Source organism: Collinsella sp. LCP19S3_A7 (genome assembly GCF_052121995.1).
GTDB lineage: Bacteria > Actinomycetota > Coriobacteriia > Coriobacteriales > Coriobacteriaceae > Collinsella.
The window spans coordinates 87,320-106,156 of sequence record NZ_JBQKDE010000003.1; the positions used below are offsets into that span (position 1 = coordinate 87,320).

The window sequence follows — 18,837 nt, forward strand, 5'->3', positions numbered from 1 at the left end:
AGCGGTTTTTAGTCGATAGCGCCCAGACGGTTGAGCGGCCAGTAACGCACGAGCGCCACGGCGATCAGGTCCGAACGGTCGACCGGGCCAAAGTAGCGTGAGTCGGCTGAGTTCTCGCGGTTGTCGCCCATCACCCACACGCACCCGTCGGGGACGGTGTAGGGATAGCTCACCTGAGCACCAGGCGCCTGGACCGACAGTGGCCAGCTCATGCCCGTCGTATAGTCCTCGTCGAGCGCTTGGCCGTCAACGACCACCTTGCCGTCCTGCAGGTTGACCGTCTGGCCGGCCGTAGCGATGACCCGCTTGACGAGCACATCGTGCTCAGAGGTGCCATCGGGGTTGTGGAACACCACAATATCGCCCTGTTTGACAGGCTGGCCGAGCTCAAGCGTCACCTTTTGCGCCAGGATCTGGTCGCCAATCTCAATCGTGGACTCCATGGAACCGGTGGGCACCACAAAGGGCTCGACCACAAAGGTGCGAATCAAGAAGGTGGCCACGAGCGCGATTGCGACGACCACGACCCACTCAAACGCACCCTTTAGCATGGAATGCTGCGACGGAACCATTCTCACTCCTCGCTCTGCGAATACGAAGCGTCCAAAATCTCCTGCGCGTACGCGCGTTCCTTAGGCGTAAGCCGCGCCGTCTCGATCAGATCGGGACGCCAGCGACAGGTGCGCTCGATGGCGTTCTTGCGGCGCCAGGCGTCAACCTTGGCGTGGTCACCACTTACAAGCACGGGAGGCACGCCCTCGCCGTTAAACTCGGCAGGACGGGTGTACTGCGCGTACTCGAGCAGGCCTCCGTCCTCGGCGGTCGAGAATGATTCGTCAACGTTGCTCATCTCGTCACCAAGCGCGCCGGGAATCAGACGCACGACGGCGTCAGCAACAACCATAGCAGGCAGCTCGCCGCCCGTGAGCACATAGTCGCCGATCGACAGGCGCTCGTCGGCATATGCATACGCGCGCTCATCGACACCCTCGTAGCGGCTGCACACAAACAGCAGGCGCTCGCTTTGGAGCAGGCGCTCGGCTACATGCTGCGTAAAAGGCTCACCGCAGGGCGTAAAGAACACCACGGTGGGCTTGGGACCCTCAGAGCTGATGGCCTCGATGGCCTCAGCGATGGGCTCGACCTTCATGAGCATGCCCTGACCGCCGCCGTACGGCTCGTCATCGACGGTACGATGGCGATCGTGCGTCCAGTCGCGCAGGTTATACGCCTTAAAATCAAAAAGGCCGGCCTTGCGGGCACGGCCCAAAATCGATGTGGACATGACAGGCTCAAACATCTCGGGAAAGACCGAAAGGGTCTCGATCAGCATGTTGTCCTCCCTACTTGTCCATATCGATCAAGCCGTCCATAACGTGGACGGATATTGCTCCCCGATCGGGAAGATCGAGCACAACTTGCTCGATCACGGGAATCAGCACCTCGCCATACCGATCACCCTCGACAACCCAAACGTCGTTGGCGGGCGTCGACATAATCTCAACGATCGTTCCGAGCGACCCAAAGCGCTCGTCAACCACCTCGCGACCCATAAGGTCGGTATAGGCGGCATCGAGTGAATCGAGCTCAAAGTCATCACGGTTCGCCAGAACAAAACAACCCGTGATGCCCTCGGCGGCCGTCAAGTCGTCAATGCCCTCAAACGAAACCAGATCGCCATCGCCCGTATCGGTAACGGATGTAACCGTGCAAAAGCGGTCACGCTTGAGCGCCGGTGGCGTCAGGGCGACACGCATACCCGGCTCCAATACAGAAGGAAGCCCCCGCAGCGGCTGCGCGAGGACCTCCCCCTTCCTTCCGTGCGGCTTAACCACACGGGCGATGTTTTTGTACTGGGACCTCAAGGTCCTAGCCCAGAACCTCTACCTCGACGGAAGTGTCGAGGCGAGCGGCCAGTGCACGGGCGAGCGTGCGAATGGCCTTGATGGTACGGCCGCGACGGCCAATGACCTTAGCTACGTCATCCTCGGCAACCGAAACCTCAATAGTTGAGGCATCGTCGCCATCGATAACTTCCAGGCTCACGGAATCCGGGTCGTCGACGATCTGAACAACGAGATATTCGACGAGATCGGCGATGCGATCTGAGAGCATTGCCTCACCCTCGAGCTGTGCAGCGTCAACCTCAGGCACGATTTACTCCTCGGCGCCCTCAGCGGCCTCAGCGGCAGCCTTAGCGGCCTCGGCCTCTTTGGCGAGCTGCTTCTTGGACTTCTTGACGACGGTCTCGGTCTTCTCGCCCTCGTTGGCGGCCTTGACCAGGGCGGCGACAGCGTCGGTGAGCTGAGCGCCCTTGGACTGCCAGTCGGCGATCTTCTCGAGATCGAGGTTGATGGTCTTGGGGGCGGTCATCGGGTTGTAGCGGCCAACCTCCTCGATGATACGACCGTCACGCGGGGCGCGGGAATCGGCGACGACGACACGGTAGTACGGACGCTTCTTAGCGCCGTGACGAGCAAGGCGAATCTTGACTGCCAAAGGAAACTCCTCCAACCAAGCAGCTTTAGGCTGCAACTACAAACAAACAGTTGAACATAATACGCCATCGACGCGGGCAGGTGAAGTCCGTGAGACCAACTTCTTCGGTGTAATCGAAGGCAAATCCATATCTTAGACAAGAATTCGCGATTTGCAAGCACATCCACGCACCCCACATGAGCTGCGCGGTATACTCATGCCATGAAAAGATGCGAACATACATACGGTTATGAGGATACTGCGGGCGTCACGCCGCCGCCCTGGACGGGTCCGGCGGTGGGTCTGATGGATCTCGATGCGTTTTTTGCGAGCGTGGAGATGCTCGATCATCCCGAGTGGCGCGGCAAGCCGCTTATCGTGGGCGGAGACGCCGAATCGCGCGGCGTCGTCTCCACCTGCTCATACGAAGCACGCCGCTTTGGCGTGCACTCCGCCATGCCCTCGGCCGAGGCGCGCCGCCTCTGTCCGCAGGCCATTTGGACACACGGGCATTTCGATCGCTACCACGAGGTCAGCGCACAGGTCATGAATATTCTTGCCGACGAGACACCACGCGTTGAGCGCGTGTCCATCGACGAGGCCTTTATCGACATCACGCCGGGCCGCTTTGCGCCCGAGGACCCACTGCTCGTCGTACGACGCATCAGTGATCGCGTGGCGGCACTGGGGGTGACCTGCTCCATCGGCGTCGGTTGCAACAAAACGGTAGCCAAGATTGCAAGCGAGCGAGACAAGCCGTTTGGGCTTACGGTCGTACGCCCGGGAACTGAGCAGCGTTTTCTGGCGCCGTTACCTGTTTCTGCGATGAGCGGTATCGGGCGCTCGGCCGAGGAGCGGCTGCGCCGCATGCGGATTTACACGCTGGGCGAGCTGTCGCGCGCACCGGAATCCACACTGTCTGCGATTTTTGGCGTTAACGGCGAGCGCATGCGCCAGCGTGCGTTGGGGCTCGAGGTTTCCGAAGTCACGAGCCTCGATGAAGAGCGTGAGGTCAAGTCGGTAAGCAATGAGCGCACCTTTGCGAAAGATTTGACCGAGCGCGGGGACATCGAAGCGGCGATTGCTCTATTGGGCGAATCCGTCGGACGTCGCCTGCGCCGCCAGGGGCTTACCGGCGCCACGGTGACGCTCAAACTTAAGTACTCGTACGGCAGCGGTCGCTCGGCACAGCGACGACTCCCCCATCCCACCGACGACGAGAACATCTTTGTGGCGGTAGCGATCGAGTTGCTCGACAACATCTGGCAGGAAGGAATGCATGTACGCCTTGCCGGCATAGGCATGAGTGACTTCAATCATCAAGGCGGCATACAGACCGACCTGTTTTGCGAAGTCGACGACCGCGGAGCCCAATCCAGCGACCGCCGTGACCTCTCCGTCGCCATCGACGCAGTCCGAGACAAGTTCGGCGACACCGCCCTATCCTTCGGGCGCCAATCACGCTTCTCCTCCCACTAAGTAGTCAATTTGGGACGGGGCTTTTTTAGCCACTTTAGATTGTCAGGGTAGTACGGGGTAGCTAATTTGGGACGGGGCTTTTTTAGCTACCCTTCAGCTGGCAGCGAATCACCCGGGGCCGGAATAAAACTCAACCGATTTGTAGGGTTAGCTAAAATAGCCCCGTCCCAAATTAGCTACCCAACCCATACCTGACGCGGTCGCAACACAGACCTCGTCCAAAATGAGCTATTTTTTGACTTTGACCTTTTGTATGGTGCAGTGTCCAATGCCCGTAAGACGGACGATCTGTTTAATCGAAAAGCCCTCGCTCTTCAAAGTACGAATGCAGGCATCGCGCGCCCCCTTTGGCAAAGCCTTAAGGTGATGAGGCTCGTACGGCTTAAGAAGAGCCAGCGCAAACTCCAGCGCATCTGCCTCGCTCACATGAGCGCCGTCACGGAAGCAATAGCGATTGGGCTCACCCGAGGTGCTGAAGGCAAAAAATCTCTGAGAGTCACCAAGCAACCCGAGAACGCAATCCGTTTTGCGGATACCCGGATATCCCATATACTCGCGAAAGCTGCTCCATCGATACAGCGAAGCGGTCCCAATCCTCGCCTTCGCGGGATTGTCGTGAATGTATCTCACGCAGTTGAGCAGCTGATCGTCATCGAGGATCGGCACACTCTTAAATCGATCCTGGAAAACAGGCCCCTTCCTGCCTGTCTTTGAGTTGAAATACATGGCATACGCCGTCGTAATCGAATGCATGCAATCGCTCAGATGAACATGCTCGTCGTCAAGCAGAAGATGAATATGGTTATCCATAAGGCACCACGCGATGACATCCACTTTAAACTTCTGGCATTTCGAAGCAATCAGCCGAATCAGATAGAGCCGATCTTCGTCATCCTCAAATATGAGTTGGTCGGCACATCCCTTTTGGACGACATGGTAAAAACCATATACAGAGATTTCTCGCGCAGTCCGAGTCATACGCATCCCCTCCTCTACAGATAACAATTACGTTACCCGAGCCAGAGTAGAAAAAAACGTACTGGGAGCTATAAATCGCGATGTTCGGCGAACGGTAGGTAGTAGCTAAAAAAGCCCCGTCCCAAATTAGCTACTTTTGGGCAAAAAGAAAGCCGGGCGGCCGCGGAAAAACGCGACTGCCCGGCGAAATACTTGAGGGTAGCTAAAAAAGCCCCGTCCCAAATGAGCTACTAGAGGAGGTCCAGGGAGAGCTGGGGAGCATCGCCCCAGAGCTTTTCGAGGCGGTAGAACTCACGCGCCTCGGGGGTGAAGACGTGGACGACAACCGAACCGTAGTCCATGAGCATCCAGGTCTTCTGCTCGCGGCCCTCAATGGAAAACGGGTGTTCGCCGCAAGCCTCGGCGACCTTCTCCTCAATCTCGTCGACGATGGAATCAACCTGGCGGTTGTTGGTGCCGGTAGCAAGGACAAAGTAGTCGCACACATCGGAAAGCTCAGTCAGGTCGAGCACCTGAACGTCCTCGCCTTTCTTGTCGTAGGCGGCCTGCGCGGCAGCGCGGGCGACATCCTCGGCGGCGACACCGCTGGCGGAGAGCGTCGCGGCAGTGCGGTCGGACGTGGCCACGAAACTCTTGTGCTCCGCACCTTCAAGAATCTGCTCGTCGGTCATGGTCTCATCGGCCATGGAATACCTCTTTCTAGACGCACCCGAGCTAGCGCAGCTGGGCGTAATGGTTGTAAATCGTAATAGCCGTGGGATAAAGATAGCGCCCGGACTGGATCACATAGACCAGACCCTGCGCAAAACAGGAGAAGAACAACTCGTCGAGCGAGGACTTCCCCACCATCTTGCGCAGCGCATGGGCATAATCGCCGTGGCGGTTGGGTTCGATGGCATCGGCCACAAAGACCACCATATCGAGCGGCGTCATGTCGCAAGCGCCCACGGTGTGACGGTCGACAGCCTGAAAGACCGCCGGCGACAGCTCGGGAAAAAGTTGCGGAAGCTCATAGGCGGCAACCGGGCCATGCAAAAGCGGCGTCGCGGCAGACGGAGAGCCGGCAATCTTAATGCCATAATGCAGAGCGCGCGTGACCAGCTCGTCGTCGGAGAGCACTTTGTCCCAGTCATGGATCAGGCCGGCGGCAGCGGCATCAAAGCGGTCGACACCGTATACCTCGGCTAGGTGCAGCGCCGTCTCGGCAACCCCGAGCGAATGCACGTAGCGCTTACGCTTATCCTTCATGCGCACATCGAGCAACTCGTGGATACGCGTCAAGAGCGCGCGCTCGTCGCCCTCAAACTGATCTTCTACCGACAACGTTTCCCCCCGTCAATCAAAATCGTCTTGCCCAAGATCGGCATACAGGCCGCGTTTACGGATATAGCCGAGCACGGACTCGCTCGTAAGATAGCGCACGCTCATGCCGCGGGCAACCCGCTTGCGAATGTTGGTCGAGCTAATCGCCAGCGCCGGAATCTGAATATAGCGCACATCGAATGGCAGCCCCGATTCCTTAATCCTCGACCGGGCCGTATCGATGTCAAAGCCGGGGCGTGTCGCAGCGATAAAGGTTGCCAGTTCGGCAATCTCGTGAGCATTGTGCCAGGTCACAATATCGATAATCGCATCGGCACCCGTAATAAAGTAAAGCTTCACCTGTGGTGGGTAATACTCGCGAAGGGCACGCAGCGTATCGGCTGTATAGGTGACACCGGCACGATCGATCTCGAAGCGGCTTGCCAAAAAGGCCGGGTTCGCGGCAGTCGCGAGGACCGTCATGGCATAACGGTCCTCAGCAGGCGTCACCGGTTTGTCGAGCTTAAAGGCAGGAGAGCCGGCCGGCATAAAAAGCACAGCGTCCAAGTCGAGCGACTCGCGAGCCTGCTCGGCGGTAACCAAGTGCCCGTAATGAATCGGGTCAAAGGTGCCGCCCATAATGCCAAGCCGAAACTCGTGCCCATCCTTGATGGGCAGCTCAGGCAATCCGATTCCACCGCGCAGCGACATGGCTTACTCGCCCTCCGGGGTCTCAATAACGTCGACTTCGGTAGCGCCTTCGGAGCCCTCGGTGACATGAGCCACGTCCGCACCCTCGGCCGCTACGTCAATAACCTCAACGCCTGCATCCTCGAGCTCGTCCTCGAACTCCAAGAAGTCCTCGGCGCCCTCAAAGTCAAAGGCGCGCTGGCAAATGCGAACCTCGTCGCCCGCACGGCAACCGGCCTTCTCGAGCGCGTCGTCGACACCCATGCGCGCAAACTTATGCTGCAGGTAGATGACAGCTTCCTCATTTTCCCAGTCGGTCTGGATAACCATGCGCTCGATCGCGCGACCGACCACGCGGAAAGCACCGGGCTCTTCCTCAACAATGCGGAAGCGCTTCTCGCGCTGCAGACGGCGACGCTCCCACTCCTCGTCGCGCAGATCGACCGGCTCATCAGAGACCGCAAGCTCCGCGCGGAGCTTAGCCACCTGCTCGCCCACGGCAAGCATCAGCGTGTTGAGGCCGGCACCCGTAACGGCGGAAACGGCAAAGAACATATGGCCGTCGTCGAGCGCCGCGCGCTTAAGGTCGGCAATCTTGTCGGCCGTGCCCGGCGCATCGCACTTGTTGGCGACGACGATCTGCGGACGCTCCGAGAGCTCGGCACCATACTGCTCGAGCTCACGGTTAATGATGCGATAGTCCTCAACCGGATCGCGATCCTCAAAACCGCCCGTCATATCGACAACGTGCATGATCAAAGCAGTGCGCTCAATATGGCGCAGGAACTGGTGACCCAGGCCCTTGCCTTCACTCGCACCCTCGATGAGACCGGGGACGTCGGCAACGACGTAAGAATATTCGCCGGCACGCACCATGCCCAGATTGGGCACGAGCGTGGTAAACGGGTAGTCGGCAATCTTGGGACGGGCGGCACTCATACGCGCGATGAGCGAGGACTTGCCCACCGAGGGAAAGCCCACGAGCGCGGCATCGGCCATAAGTTTCATCTCGAGCTCGATCCAGTGCTCCTCGGCAGGCTCACCCAGCTGGGCAAACGCGGGCGCGCGGCGCACCGACGTCACAAAGTGGGTGTTGCCCAGACCGCCGGCCCCACCGGGCGCCACGACAACGCGCTCGCCATCGTGCACCAGGTCGGCAATCTCGAACATCGGGGTCTGCGTCTCGGGATCGAGCTCGCGGACTACGGTGCCCATGGGAACTTTCAAAATCAGGTCCTCGCCGCTCTTGCCATTGCGACGGGCACCCTGGCCGTGCGTGCCGCGCTCGGCACGGAAGTGATGCTTAAAGCGGTAATCGATCAGCGAAGACAGCTGAGCATCGGCCTGGATGACGACATTGCCGCCACGACCGCCGTCGCCGCCATCAGGGCCGCCCTTGGGAACAAATGCCTCGCGCCTAAACGACATGCATCCGGCTCCGCCGTCGCCGCCGCAAACGTTAATGCGGCTGATATCGGTGAACTGTGACAACAGAATCGCCTCCTACAAAAAAGAGGGAGACCCTTGAATCCTAAAACTCAAGTGCCTCCCACATATGTGCTCTATGAAGGGTGAATTACGCGTTCGCGAGCGGGCGTACGCTGACCCTGTGCTTGATACCCTTGTGGAACTCAACGGTACCGTCGACCAGCGCGAACAGTGTGTCGTCCTTGCCACGGCCAACGTTCGCACCCGGGTGGATGTGCGTGCCATGCTGACGGACGAGAATCGTGCCCGTGGTTACCGTCTGGCCGGCGAAGCGCTTCGTGCCAAGGCGCTGACCGCGGGAGTCACGGCCATTACGGGAGGAACCGAGTCCTTTTTTGTGTGCCATTGTGTATACCTACTCTTTCGTTACGAGTGTAATCTACTCGGCGACGGGAGCCTCGGCAACAGCCTCAGCCTCTGCCTTGACAGCCTTCTTGGCGCGGGAGGTAGCCTGAACCTTCACGATCTTCAGCTTGGTGAGCTGCTGACGGTGACCCTTCAGACGACGATAGCGCTTACGCTTGTGGAACTTGAAGACCAGCTGCTTCTCGCCCTTGAACTGCTCAACGATCTGAGCGGTAACCTTGGCCTTGGCCAGCTTGTCGGGATCGGTGACGATCTTCTTACCATCGTTGAGGAAGATGACCGGCAGGGTGACCTTGTCGCCCTCATTGCCCTCGATCTTCTCGACGGTGATGACATCGTCGGTGGCGACCTTGTACTGCTTGCCGCCCGTGTTAACGATTGCGTACATGTTTACTTGCCCTTCATGCATCAGTTAGTGCAACAGCTGAATATAGTAGCAGGCGATAATACCCCCGTCAACGAGTATGTGGAGCAAATCCACAAGTTCGCACAGGTATGGGGCTGACGAGTCGGCCCTCGTCGTCTTCGCATGCTTGATTCTGACGCTCGACATCGTAGGAGCAGATGGTCACGAGGTCTTGCATACCGGTGGAAACAATAGGTGCATCGACGCCCGGGGTCAAGCCCTGCAACAAAACATCAGCAGCAGAAAGCAAAATTTCCGGACGCATGGAGCCCTCGTTGTCGGCATGGGTGTCGAGCATGAGCACCAGATGGTCCGGGCGCTCCCCCGCCTTAAGCTCGTAGCCCACGAGCGTATGGTCCAAGTCCAGGCGCTTGCTCTTTTTGCCGCGCGCATAATCGATGCCGTGGGCCGCACGCAACGTGTCAATCGCGGCACGCACCTCATCGGCGCTCACGGGTGACTCAGGGTCCAGGTGCAGGTCGATGCGGTACGACAGGCGCGTGAGCTGGGCCGTGAGCGCCGGCGTGCGCACGTCGATGTAGGCGGCCTCGATGGGCGCCAAATCGGCCGGAGATGCCGCGGCCAGGCGCCCAAAGGCCTCGTCGAGCGCGACGAACTCGGTCATAAACAGGTCATACCACTCGCAGGTTGACGACGTGCCCACGGGCAGCGCCGACGAAAAGCCCACGCGCATGTGCGGCGAGAAGCCCTGCGTCACGGCATAAGGCAGACCCGCGCGACGCACGATACGCTCAATGGTATGGATTAGTTCCAAATGGCCCAGGTACTTAAGGCGGTCGCGCTTGCCGTAGCGAACGCGAAGCCTAAAGAGCGTGGGGTTGTCGGTCAAGCGCTCACTCATGCGCGATCACCCATCAATACGTTCTTGGCGTGGAGCGTGGGGCAGATTCCGCAGCCGGTGCACGACGTGCGGGTGCAGTCGGGGGTCGTGACACCCTCCAGCGAGCGACGGTACTCGCGCTCGAGGAAGCCACGCGAGCAGCCGGGGCTCACGTGCTCCCAGGGCAGATGCCAGTCCAGCTCGTAGGGCAGGTGCACGAGCTCGTTGAGGTCGATGCCGTTTTTGGCCGCGGCCTCCTTCCAGTTATCGAGCGAGAAATGCTCCACCCAGGCGTCAAAACGCGAACCGGCACGCCAGGCATCGATGATGACAGGCGTCATGTCGCGGCCTGCACGAGACAGCGCCGCCTCGATAAGCGAGGTCTCGGCATCGTGGTAGTGCACGCGGACCGCACGGTTGCGAACACTCGTAATGAGGAGCTTCTGACGGCGTTTGACGTCGTCGTAATCGAGCTGCGGGCACCATTGGAAAGGCGTGGCGGCCTTGGGAATAAACACCGACACCGAGATGGACACCGAGATGGAGCCGCGGCGCGCCTTGGGTACCACGGAGCGGCCGAGCTCGAGCACATGGTCGGCCAGGTTGGCGATGGCCACGATATCCTCATCGCGCTCACCGGGAAGACCCATCATAAAGTAGAGCTTCATGCGGTTCCAGCCGGCCTCGAAGGCCGCCTTGGCCGCGCGGTCCACGTCCTCCTCGGTCACATTCTTGTTGATGATGTCGCGCATACGCTGGCTACCGGCCTCGGGGGCAAACGTCAGGCCGCCCTTCTTTTCGCCGGCGACCGACTCGGCCATATCCACGCCAAACGAATCCAGGCGCTGCGAGGGAATGGACACGCGAATGCCCGTATCTTCCAGGCGGCGGTTGAGCCTGCCAAGCACGTCGCGGATGCAGGAGTGGTCGGTGGTCGAAAGCGAGGTAAGCGACACCTCGTCATAGCCGGTCTTTTCCAGGCCCTGGATCACCGAGGACACGATCTGGTCTGCCGAACGCTCGCGTACCGGGCGATACGTCATGCCGGCCTGGCAAAAACGGCAGCCGCGAGCGCAGCCGCGCAGGATCTCGATAGACAGGCGATCGTGAACGAGCTGCGCATAGGGCACGCACGACTGCGACAGCGGATTAGTAGCGCCAAAGTCCTCGACGACGCGCTTGTAGACCACCGGCGGGACGTCCTTACCCTCACGCGGCACGGTGTAGCCGTGCGGTGAGCAGGGTTCGTCATAGCGCACCTCGTACAGCGACGGCACGTAGGTACCGGAGACGGTCGCGAGCCGCTCGACAATCTGGGCGCGCGGGACGCCCTCGTCACGCAGGCGGCGATGCAACTGGCAGATCTCGAGCAGCGACTCCTCACCCTCGCCAATCAGGATGGCATCGAAGAAGGCCGCATACGGCTCGGGGTTATAAACCGAAGGTCCGCCGGCGACGACGATGGGATCGTCCTCGGTGCGGTCAACAGCCAGCAGCGGAATGCCGGCGAGGTCGAGCGCCTCGAGAAAGTTTGTCACGGCCATCTCGTGCGGCACGTGCATACCGACGATATCAAACGAGGCCACGGGCGCTGCGCCCTCGAGCGACAGCAGCGGGATACCGGCCTCGCGCATGGCATCGCCCATATCGGGCCACGGCACATAACCGCGCTCACAGGAGATGCCCTCGGCCTGGTTAAGGATGTTGTACAGGATGGCGATACCCTGGTTGGGCAGGCCGACCTCGTACACGTCCGGGTAAATCATGCAGCAACGATAGTCGGCATCGGCCTTGGAGAGCGTACCCCACTCGTGGTCGATATAGCGACTCGGCTTTTCGACCTTCGCGAGCAGCGGCTCGATCAAATGAAAACAGTCTTGGTATGGAACGCGCAAAAGAAACCCCTAAGCAGCGAGATCGGATGCATCCTCAAAAGGATTCATGGGACGGGTAGCGCCGGCAACCGTGGTCACCAGGTCGCGGACGCGCGAGAACGTGGCGGCAACCACCTCGTTGGCACGGCTGTAGTCGATATCGCGCTCGTAGAGAGACACGAGCGCACGACCCATGCCATAGGTGCCGACGGCGGCGGAGAGTGCCTTGACGGCAAACCCAATATGCGGCGTCTGCTTTACCAGGGCGCGAGTGACGGCGCGCATTACCAAGCCGCCGGCAAGCACGCCCGCGACCTCGTAGCCGCGCTCGGGCTTAATGCCGCGCCCAAAGATGGCCGCAAGCTCAAAGAGCATGCCAACCTGTGCCAGCGCCATAACGGGATAATCGGCCCCCGGCAAAAACACCAGCGCGCCCGTCGCCATATTGGTAAGCGCGCACGAGGTGATGATGCGGTTGGCGGCGGCGATGCGCATAAAGGCAAAGTTCGCCGCAAAGGCCGTCTCCTTTTCCGTGCGGTCCAGGATCCAGCGGGCGAGTGTCTCGAGCAGATACGTCTTATCGGTGGCCGCTACCACGCCAAGCATGGGCGTGGACTCCTGGATAAAAGGCACCTCGACAGCGGACTCGGCCAGCACGCACACGGGCGCGCCGGCAATGACGAGCTCCTGTACAGCACTCTCAAGGCGCTCAGATCCGCACGAAAGCACCAGCACCACGTCGGTATCGGTCTTGGGGACGATACGCTCCTCACCCAGACGCTCAACGCGGACAATACCCGACGTCGTCTGCGGCACAAAGGCATCGCGCACCGTCTCGACCAAAAAACGCGAGGCGGTCGAATCCAGGTAGACCGAAACGCGCACCGGCGTATCGGAATCCCTCTTGGTGGTCGCGCCCATTTTAAAAGCGCGAGTCAGCTTTTCCACGGGAATCTTCATGGCAAACCCCTCCAGCGGTTACGCGGCGCCCGAACGATGCCGCCATATGGATTGTACGATACCCACCGTCAACAACTGGATCATCATCGACGACGAACCGAAGCTAATGAACGGCAGCGGAATACCGGTAATCGGCATCATGCCAATGCACATGCCGATGTTCTCGAACGTCTGAAATGCCCACATGCCGACAATACCCACGCATGACAAGCGTAGAAACAGAGACTCGCACTTAAAGGCGACGCGAATCGTCGAGAAGATGAGCAGCACGTACAGGCACAGTAACAAAAAGGAACCGCAGAAGCCGAACGTCTCTGACAAAAAGGCGAAGACGAAGTCGGTATGGAACTCGGGCAGAAAGCCGCCGGCCGACTGCGTCGCATGCCCCAGCCCCTTACCAAAGAAACCGCCCGAGCCGACCGCGATCAACGACTGCTGCAGGTTGTACGCATCGTCCGAATCGGCGTTGTCGGGGTCGATAAAGACCGTCAGACGATTCATCTGGTACTGCTTAATGAGCACATCGTGACCGAGCAGCGAATCGAAGACCGAATCGAGCGCCAGGACGAGCGCCACCAAACCCACGAGCAGAGCCAAAGTCGACAGCACCCATTCGCGGCGCGCACCGCTCATGCAGATGACGATGGCGCCCGACACCAGCACGACCAGACCCGAACCCAAATCGCCCATGGCGACAACGGCCAAAAACGGAACGGACAGCATGCCGCAGAGCTTAATGTAGTCGCGAGCGGTATCGATGCGCCCGTTGTACTGCGAGCCAAGCGTGGCCATAAAGAAGATGGTGATGAGCTTGGCAAGCTCAACGGGCTGGAATGTTAAACCGATGCCGGGAATCTTGATCCAACCCGTCATTCCCAAGCCGCCCGTGTAGGACAGGCCCGGAATCTTAGGCGAGAAGATCACGATGAGATCGATGACGAGCAGGGCCGTCGAAAAGTTGGAAATGCCGCGCAGGTCGGTGCGCCAGACGAGCACCGCCAGCACCGCGCCAATACCGATACCCAGCAGGTGACGTGAGAACGAGGCATCGGCTTTAAACTGCGAGGCGGACCAGATAATAATGGCGCCATAGGTGACGAGCGCCACAGTCGCCAACAGCACGCCGACGTGCACCTTTTGGCGAAACGTTCCGCGCGATGCGGAAATCTGCTTGTTGACGCGGTCCAGGCTGCTGCGAGAGCCGGTTTTGGTTGAGCGGAACAGGTCCGCCGGCGAAAAGTCCATCGCAACCTCCTATCGAACCGAGGAATCGCCCGTGGCCGTCGACGTGTCGGGCTCGTCATAAATCGCACCGAGGACATCGCGCACAACGTGCAGCGCGGTATCGGAGCCGCCGCCGCCCTGTTCCAAGACAGTGGCGATCACGTACTTGGGGTCATCGGCCGGCGCGTAGGCGCAAAACCACGCGTAATCATCCTCGCCGCTCTTCTCGCCCGTGCCGGACTTGCCGTAGACCGTAGGGGTCAGGGAGTTAAAGTGCGCGGCGGTCGAAGTCGACGCCGAGTAAATCACATCGTGCATGCCGTTGCGGACCAGCGCAAGATCGGCATCGTTGTTAATTTGGGCCTCAAGGCGCTTCTTTTTGCCCTTGCCGTTGTACTTGTAGGCATCGCCGTCGCCATCACGCGAGACAGCAGACAAGAACACATGCGGCACATACTGTTTGCCGCCGTTGGCAATACCCATGTAGGCGCAGGCCATCTGCAGCGGTGTCACCAGAATGTCGCCCTGGCCGATGGCGATGTTGGTCATATCGCCGGCATTCCACTTGCGGTCCTCGGCCGAGGCGTCGGTAAAGTACGACTCTTTCCACTCGGCATCGGGAATGCGGCCCGCACCCTCACTCGGCAGGTCGATGCCGCAGGTCTTGCCCAGGCCCCAACGGCGAAAGACCTCTTGCAGGCCTTCGGGATGCTGGTCGTTGTAGAAAAAGGCCTTGCCCATATCGTAGAACACGGGGTCGCAGGAGTTGGCGATACCGGACTGCAGCGTCATCGTGCCGTGGCCGGAGTGCAGCCAGCAGTACTTTCCCCAAGATTTGCCCAAGCCGGTCCAATATCCCGTGCAGTTGGTCGTTTGACTCGAAGTGTACGTGCCAAATTCGAGGCCAGCCAACGCCGAGAGGGGTTTGATGGTCGAGGCGGACATGTACTGGCCGCTAATGGCGCGGTTGAGCAGCGGATGCGAGCCCTCGTCATCGTTAAGCTCGGTCCACACGTCATTGGAAACGCCGCCGATAAAGACAGAAGGATCAAACTTGGGTTCGCTTGCCATGCCCAAGATCTCGCCATTGTTGGGGTCAAGGCACACCACGGCACCGTTGCCGGCATTGCTATGGCCCGTAGTCTTAGCAAGCTCAATGGCATTCGCCAGAGCCGTCTCGCAGGCCTGTTGAATCTTAAGATCGAGCGTAAGCTTAATGTCAGAACCGGCCTTGGCGGGAACGGCGCCGGCTTGACCGGTAACGTTACCCGAGGCGTCAACTTTCACGGTCTGCTCACCGCGAATGCCCTGCAGCAGATTTTCGTAGTAAACCTCTACGCCCGCCTGACCCACAATATCGCCCGATTGATACGAGATCTGGCCAGCCGCGCTTTCGTTGCCGTCCGACGACTTCTTGTTCTGCGCCTCGAGCTGCTCGGAGGTAATGGTACCGGTATAGCCCAAAATATGGCAGGCGGTCTCGCCATACGGGTACTGGCGCTCGGTGCGCTCAGCGATCTTCACGCCGGGAAACTCACCGGCGTGCTCCTGAATGTAGGCGACGGTAGAGCGGCGCACGTCAGTCGCGATCGTATGCAGGCTCTGCGCGCCCTCGGAATTGTCCTGGATGTTGCGCAGCACCGCGACATACGGCATGCCGAGCACGTTGGCAAGATGACGCACCAGCACCTTGTCGTCGGCAAGATCGCGATAGGCGACGACGGCGAGCGAGGGGCGGTTTTGCACCAGTGCGACGCCGTTGCGGTCCAAGATGCGGCCACGCACGGCCGGCGTGGTAACGGTACGGGTCTGATTGCTCTTGGCCTGCTTGTCGTAGTAGTCCGACGAGACCATCTGCATGCCCCACAGCTTAACGGCAAGCGCGGCAAACATGGCACCCACGCCCGTGGTGAGGATGGAAAAACGGCCCTTGAAGGCCGTGGCGGCCGTATTGCCCTCGCCCTCGGTGGCGCGCGGGGCCGTTCCGTGCTGTGTGTCGTAGGTAAAGCGGGAGTCGCCGCGGCGCATGATGACCAGCGCGACCACAATGGCCACGACCAGCGCGATACCGGCGACAACAACCGTCAACTGGGAAGACATCTATAGGCCTCCCCTATTTGAGCTTACGGGTCTTGGGCTTAAAGCGCATGCCCGTCTGACGCCCACCGCGCGCGGAGAACCCATAGCCAGACTGCGGAGCGGCGCCGGACATCAAAAACGGAATGGCAATCAAGCCCGTCAGGATCGAGGACGGCAGAGCGTGCCCAAAGATGGCCACCACAAAGCTCGTCTCCAGACCCATAAACAGCAAGATGATGCTGTAGACCACGTTGATGGCAAGCGCAAAGGCGCCCACGGTAACGCCGCGCGCGCTCGGCAAGCCGCCCGTCTGACCAGCCGCGCTGTGCACCAAAGCAAAACTGCCCACGGTCAGCAGCAGCGACATAACGCCCACCGGCACGGCGGCGGAAAGGTCGTAAAACAGACCGCTGCAAAAGCCGCACACGACGGCACGCGTAGGGTCGCCCGAAAACACGCTCAGACACACCAAGATGATCATAAAGTTGACGCGGCCGCCCGCGATGGAGATTTGCGGTGCCAGTCCCGCCTGCAGCAGCACGCAGACGATAGCGGCGATTGCAAAGGCACGGGAGCCAGTCCCCTGCTCGTGTAGATCCATGGACATGCCTCCCTATTCGCTCGATCCAGAATCGGACGCTTCGGCCGTGTCGGAATCATCATCCGATTTCTCGTCCTTAGACTGAGTCGCAGCATCGCGCGACGAGCCCTGCGGGGCACTATTGGCCGAGCTCACATCATCGTCCGAAGCCGACTGCTCGTCGGTGAGCGAGGTGATGACGAGCACTTCCTCGTTATTTTCGGCCGTGGTCTGCGCACGCACCACAATGGTGTAGTACACGTCGTTAGCCGACTTCTCGACCGAAGACACGGTGCCGAGCGGCAGTCCCTTGGGGAACACGCCACCGATGCCCGAGGTAACGATGATATCGCCCACCTTAACATCGGAGTCGACGCTCACGTACTCAAGACGCAACGTGCCATCGGGCTGGCCCTGTAGCATGCCTTGTGCGCGCGTGTCCTGCACCATGGCGGACACACCAGAGTTCTCGTCTCCAATCAGGCGCACGGTCGATGTCTTGGCCGAAACCTCGATAATCTGGCCGATGACGCCGGCCGAGCTCGTCACGGGCATGTTGATGGTAAGCCCGTCGGCAGAACCCTTATCGATGGTGACGGTCGACGTCCAGGCGTCACCCGAGGCTCCGACAATACGAGCCGCAGTGGACTTGAGGTTATAGGTCGACTGCAGGCCCACAAGACCCTCAAGGCGCTCAGCGGTCTTTTGGGCCTCGGAAAGCTCCGCGACCTTGGAAGTGAGAACCTCGTTTTGCTTCTTAAGGTCGTCGAGCGACTCCTGCGAAGCGGTGAGGTTGGAGAACACGTTGCCGATGGCATTGAATGGCGCCGCCACCGCCGAGCCAACGAAACGCACCGGAGAGGTGATTGTCGTGACGCCCGAACGCACGGCATGTATCGGCCCGGCCTCGCCCTCTCGAATGTAAAACGTGAGCAGCAACACAGAAATCAGGCTGAAAACAATCAACGGGCGCATACCCGTTGATTGTCGTTTGGTATTCAGATTTGAAGAGAAACCCGAAGATCGTGCCAAATGGAATCCACCTTTTGGAAATTAAGCATTGGTCTGGACGAAACCGCCATCAAACGCGTTGGCCTCGAGCACGCGGGCACAACCGTTTACGACGTTGTCGAGCGCCGTGGGGCTCACGTTGACCGAAACGCCTGTCTCGTCGCGCAGGCGCACGTCGAGGCCGCGCAGCAACGCTCCGCCGCCGGTCAACAGAATGCCGTAGTACATAAGATCCGAGGCAAGATCGGGCGGCGTGGCGTCGAGTGCGTCCTTGACGGCCTTGGCCATCTCGTCGAGCGGCTTATTGAGCGCACGACGAATCTCCTCGCTCTCGATGCGCACGGTCTTGGGCAGGCCCGTGATCACGTCGCGGCCATTGACCTCGACGTCAAGCTCGTCCTTGAGCGGCACGGCAGAGCCGACCTTAATCTTAATGTCCTCGGCCGTGCGCTCGCCGATGGCCAAATTGTAGGCATCGCGAACATGCGTGAGGATAGCCTGATCGAACTCGTCGCCGGCAATACGGATGGACTGCGACACGACGATACCGCCCATGGCGATAACGGCAACCTCGGTGGTGCCGCCGCCGATATCAATGACCATGGAGCCGGTCGGCTCCTCGACAGGCAAGTCAGCACCGATAGCCGCGGCCATGGGCTCCTCGATCAGATAGGCCTGGCGAGCGCCAGCCTGGATCGTAGCCTCGAACACGGCGCGCTTCTCCACCGACGTGACACCAGAGGGAACGCATACGACGACGCGCGGACGAGGGGTCCACGGATAGCGCTTCTCGGAAGCCTTATCGATAAAGTAGCGAAGCATGGCCTCGGTGACATCGAAGTCGGCGATGACGCCATCCTTAAGAGGACGCACGGCCACAATGTTGCCGGGCGTACGGCCAAGCATACGCTTAGCCTCGATACCGACTGCAAGGATGCGCTCATCGTTTTTGTCGATAGCGACGACGGAAGGCTCGCGAATGACGATGCCCTTGCCGCGCACAGAGACAAGCGTATTGGCGGTGCCGAGGTCGATGGCTAGATCGCCCGCATAGCTACCGAAGAACATGTCCATCAAAGAA

Annotated in this window: 21 protein-coding genes; 1 reads left to right on the forward strand and 20 read right to left on the reverse strand. The window is 60.0% G+C overall.

Going from position 1 to position 18,837, the window contains the following annotated elements; all coding sequences use genetic code 11:
* Positions 1-8: 8 nt before the first annotated feature.
* The 5 genes from lepB to rpsP are packed head-to-tail and all read right to left on the reverse strand — an operon-like array spanning position 9 to position 2,499.
* Positions 9-572 (reverse strand): signal peptidase I, encoded by a 564-nt coding sequence (lepB, locus tag ACTQV3_RS02560; protein ID WP_441054258.1) that lies wholly within the window; start codon positions 570-572, stop codon positions 9-11.
* A 2-nt stretch (positions 573-574) separates the two neighbouring features.
* A complete protein-coding gene (trmD, locus tag ACTQV3_RS02565; RefSeq protein ID WP_427747915.1) occupies positions 575-1,333 on the reverse strand; it encodes a tRNA (guanosine(37)-N1)-methyltransferase TrmD in 759 nt (252 codons plus the stop codon).
* Between the two features lie 10 nt (positions 1,334-1,343).
* Positions 1,344-1,835, reverse strand: coding sequence for a ribosome maturation factor RimM (gene rimM / locus ACTQV3_RS02570; protein ID WP_427717603.1), 492 nt, complete (start codon positions 1,833-1,835; stop codon positions 1,344-1,346).
* A gap of 34 nt (positions 1,836-1,869) precedes the next feature.
* The gene (locus ACTQV3_RS02575) at positions 1,870-2,115 is read right to left on the reverse strand and encodes a KH domain-containing protein (protein WP_154516529.1); all 246 of its coding nucleotides are present in this window, start codon (positions 2,113-2,115) and stop codon (positions 1,870-1,872) included.
* 42 nt (positions 2,116-2,157) lie between these two features.
* Positions 2,158-2,499 carry a 30S ribosomal protein S16 gene (gene rpsP, locus ACTQV3_RS02580; RefSeq protein WP_022094749.1) on the reverse strand — a complete coding sequence of 114 codons (342 nt, stop codon included), beginning with the start codon at positions 2,497-2,499 and terminating at the stop codon, positions 2,158-2,160.
* Between the two features lie 201 nt (positions 2,500-2,700).
* On the opposite strand from rpsP, the gene dinB reads away from it, so the two are divergent.
* A complete protein-coding gene (gene dinB, locus ACTQV3_RS02585) occupies positions 2,701-3,957 on the forward strand; it encodes a DNA polymerase IV (RefSeq protein ID WP_427717584.1) in 1,257 nt (418 codons plus the stop codon).
* 228 nt (positions 3,958-4,185) lie between these two features.
* Here the strand turns inward: dinB and ACTQV3_RS02590 are convergent, their stop codons facing one another.
* The 15 genes from ACTQV3_RS02590 to ACTQV3_RS02660 form a co-directional block, all read right to left on the reverse strand.
* Positions 4,186-4,935: a transposase gene (locus ACTQV3_RS02590; RefSeq protein ID WP_441067778.1), complete on the reverse strand. Its 750-nt coding sequence runs from the start codon at positions 4,933-4,935 to the stop codon at positions 4,186-4,188.
* Positions 4,936-5,165: 230 nt separating this feature from the next.
* Positions 5,166-5,621: a ribosome silencing factor gene (gene rsfS, locus ACTQV3_RS02595; RefSeq protein WP_427726898.1), complete on the reverse strand. Its 456-nt coding sequence runs from the start codon at positions 5,619-5,621 to the stop codon at positions 5,166-5,168.
* Positions 5,622-5,649: 28 nt separating this feature from the next.
* A complete protein-coding gene (gene yqeK / locus ACTQV3_RS02600) occupies positions 5,650-6,183 on the reverse strand; it encodes a bis(5'-nucleosyl)-tetraphosphatase (symmetrical) YqeK (protein ID WP_427718844.1) in 534 nt (177 codons plus the stop codon).
* Between the two features lie 87 nt (positions 6,184-6,270).
* The gene (nadD, locus tag ACTQV3_RS02605) at positions 6,271-6,948 is read right to left on the reverse strand and encodes a nicotinate-nucleotide adenylyltransferase (protein ID WP_441067780.1); all 678 of its coding nucleotides are present in this window, start codon (positions 6,946-6,948) and stop codon (positions 6,271-6,273) included.
* Positions 6,949-6,951: 3 nt separating this feature from the next.
* The gene (gene obgE / locus ACTQV3_RS02610; RefSeq protein ID WP_441067782.1) at positions 6,952-8,418 is read right to left on the reverse strand and encodes a GTPase ObgE; all 1,467 of its coding nucleotides are present in this window, start codon (positions 8,416-8,418) and stop codon (positions 6,952-6,954) included.
* An 85-nt stretch (positions 8,419-8,503) separates the two neighbouring features.
* The gene (gene rpmA / locus ACTQV3_RS02615; RefSeq protein WP_154516202.1) at positions 8,504-8,761 is read right to left on the reverse strand and encodes a 50S ribosomal protein L27; all 258 of its coding nucleotides are present in this window, start codon (positions 8,759-8,761) and stop codon (positions 8,504-8,506) included.
* A gap of 33 nt (positions 8,762-8,794) precedes the next feature.
* A complete protein-coding gene (rplU, locus tag ACTQV3_RS02620) occupies positions 8,795-9,169 on the reverse strand; it encodes a 50S ribosomal protein L21 (RefSeq protein ID WP_035138585.1) in 375 nt (124 codons plus the stop codon).
* 67 nt (positions 9,170-9,236) lie between these two features.
* Positions 9,237-10,049, reverse strand: coding sequence for a TIGR03936 family radical SAM-associated protein (locus ACTQV3_RS02625; protein ID WP_441067784.1), 813 nt, complete (start codon positions 10,047-10,049; stop codon positions 9,237-9,239).
* Positions 10,046-11,923 (reverse strand): TIGR03960 family B12-binding radical SAM protein, encoded by a 1,878-nt coding sequence (locus tag ACTQV3_RS02630; RefSeq protein WP_441535788.1) that lies wholly within the window; start codon positions 11,921-11,923, stop codon positions 10,046-10,048. The genes ACTQV3_RS02625 and ACTQV3_RS02630 overlap by 4 nt, the downstream gene beginning before the upstream one ends.
* A 9-nt stretch (positions 11,924-11,932) precedes the next feature.
* Positions 11,933-12,862, reverse strand: a complete 930-nt coding sequence (locus tag ACTQV3_RS02635; protein WP_427718704.1) for a YcjF family protein — start codon at positions 12,860-12,862, stop codon at positions 11,933-11,935.
* A gap of 18 nt (positions 12,863-12,880) precedes the next feature.
* Positions 12,881-14,107 carry an FtsW/RodA/SpoVE family cell cycle protein gene (locus ACTQV3_RS02640; RefSeq protein ID WP_154516190.1) on the reverse strand — a complete coding sequence of 409 codons (1,227 nt, stop codon included), beginning with the start codon at positions 14,105-14,107 and terminating at the stop codon, positions 12,881-12,883.
* 9 nt (positions 14,108-14,116) lie between these two features.
* The gene (gene mrdA, locus ACTQV3_RS02645) at positions 14,117-16,186 is read right to left on the reverse strand and encodes a penicillin-binding protein 2 (RefSeq protein ID WP_441067788.1); all 2,070 of its coding nucleotides are present in this window, start codon (positions 16,184-16,186) and stop codon (positions 14,117-14,119) included.
* 13 nt (positions 16,187-16,199) lie between these two features.
* Positions 16,200-16,766: a hypothetical protein gene (locus ACTQV3_RS02650; RefSeq protein WP_441067790.1), complete on the reverse strand. Its 567-nt coding sequence runs from the start codon at positions 16,764-16,766 to the stop codon at positions 16,200-16,202.
* Positions 16,767-16,778: 12 nt separating this feature from the next.
* Positions 16,779-17,720, reverse strand: a complete 942-nt coding sequence (mreC, locus tag ACTQV3_RS02655) for a rod shape-determining protein MreC (protein WP_154516181.1) — start codon at positions 17,718-17,720, stop codon at positions 16,779-16,781.
* Positions 17,721-17,798: 78 nt separating this feature from the next.
* Positions 17,799-18,830 (reverse strand): rod shape-determining protein, encoded by a 1,032-nt coding sequence (locus ACTQV3_RS02660; RefSeq protein WP_006236061.1) that lies wholly within the window; start codon positions 18,828-18,830, stop codon positions 17,799-17,801.
* Positions 18,831-18,837 lie beyond the last annotated feature (7 nt).

What these genes read in the sequence shown, in the direction of transcription:
- lepB (WP_441054258.1), bottom strand. Translation starts at nt 572, where the DNA reads ATGGTTCCGTCGCAGCATTCCATGCTAAAGGGTGCGTTTGAGTGGGTC.
- trmD (WP_427747915.1), bottom strand. Translation starts at nt 1,333, where the DNA reads ATGCTGATCGAGACCCTTTCGGTCTTTCCCGAGATGTTTGAGCCTGTC.
- ACTQV3_RS02575 (WP_154516529.1), bottom strand. Translation starts at nt 2,115, where the DNA reads ATGCTCTCAGATCGCATCGCCGATCTCGTCGAATATCTCGTTGTTCAG.
- dinB (WP_427717584.1), top strand. Translation starts at nt 2,701, where the DNA reads ATGAAAAGATGCGAACATACATACGGTTATGAGGATACTGCGGGCGTC.
- ACTQV3_RS02590 (WP_441067778.1), bottom strand. Translation starts at nt 4,935, where the DNA reads ATGACTCGGACTGCGCGAGAAATCTCTGTATATGGTTTTTACCATGTC.
- rsfS (WP_427726898.1), bottom strand. Translation starts at nt 5,621, where the DNA reads ATGGCCGATGAGACCATGACCGACGAGCAGATTCTTGAAGGTGCGGAG.
- yqeK (WP_427718844.1), bottom strand. Translation starts at nt 6,183, where the DNA reads ATGAAGGATAAGCGTAAGCGCTACGTGCATTCGCTCGGGGTTGCCGAG.
- nadD (WP_441067780.1), bottom strand. Translation starts at nt 6,948, where the DNA reads ATGTCGCTGCGCGGTGGAATCGGATTGCCTGAGCTGCCCATCAAGGAT.
- rpmA (WP_154516202.1), bottom strand. Translation starts at nt 8,761, where the DNA reads ATGGCACACAAAAAAGGACTCGGTTCCTCCCGTAATGGCCGTGACTCC.
- rplU (WP_035138585.1), bottom strand. Translation starts at nt 9,169, where the DNA reads ATGTACGCAATCGTTAACACGGGCGGCAAGCAGTACAAGGTCGCCACC.
- ACTQV3_RS02625 (WP_441067784.1), bottom strand. Translation starts at nt 10,049, where the DNA reads ATGAGTGAGCGCTTGACCGACAACCCCACGCTCTTTAGGCTTCGCGTT.
- ACTQV3_RS02635 (WP_427718704.1), bottom strand. Translation starts at nt 12,862, where the DNA reads ATGAAGATTCCCGTGGAAAAGCTGACTCGCGCTTTTAAAATGGGCGCG.
- ACTQV3_RS02640 (WP_154516190.1), bottom strand. Translation starts at nt 14,107, where the DNA reads ATGGACTTTTCGCCGGCGGACCTGTTCCGCTCAACCAAAACCGGCTCT.
- mrdA (WP_441067788.1), bottom strand. Translation starts at nt 16,186, where the DNA reads ATGTCTTCCCAGTTGACGGTTGTTGTCGCCGGTATCGCGCTGGTCGTG.
- ACTQV3_RS02650 (WP_441067790.1), bottom strand. Translation starts at nt 16,766, where the DNA reads ATGGATCTACACGAGCAGGGGACTGGCTCCCGTGCCTTTGCAATCGCC.
- mreC (WP_154516181.1), bottom strand. Translation starts at nt 17,720, where the DNA reads ATGCGCCCGTTGATTGTTTTCAGCCTGATTTCTGTGTTGCTGCTCACG.
- ACTQV3_RS02660 (WP_006236061.1), bottom strand. Translation starts at nt 18,830, where the DNA reads ATGGACATGTTCTTCGGTAGCTATGCGGGCGATCTAGCCATCGACCTC.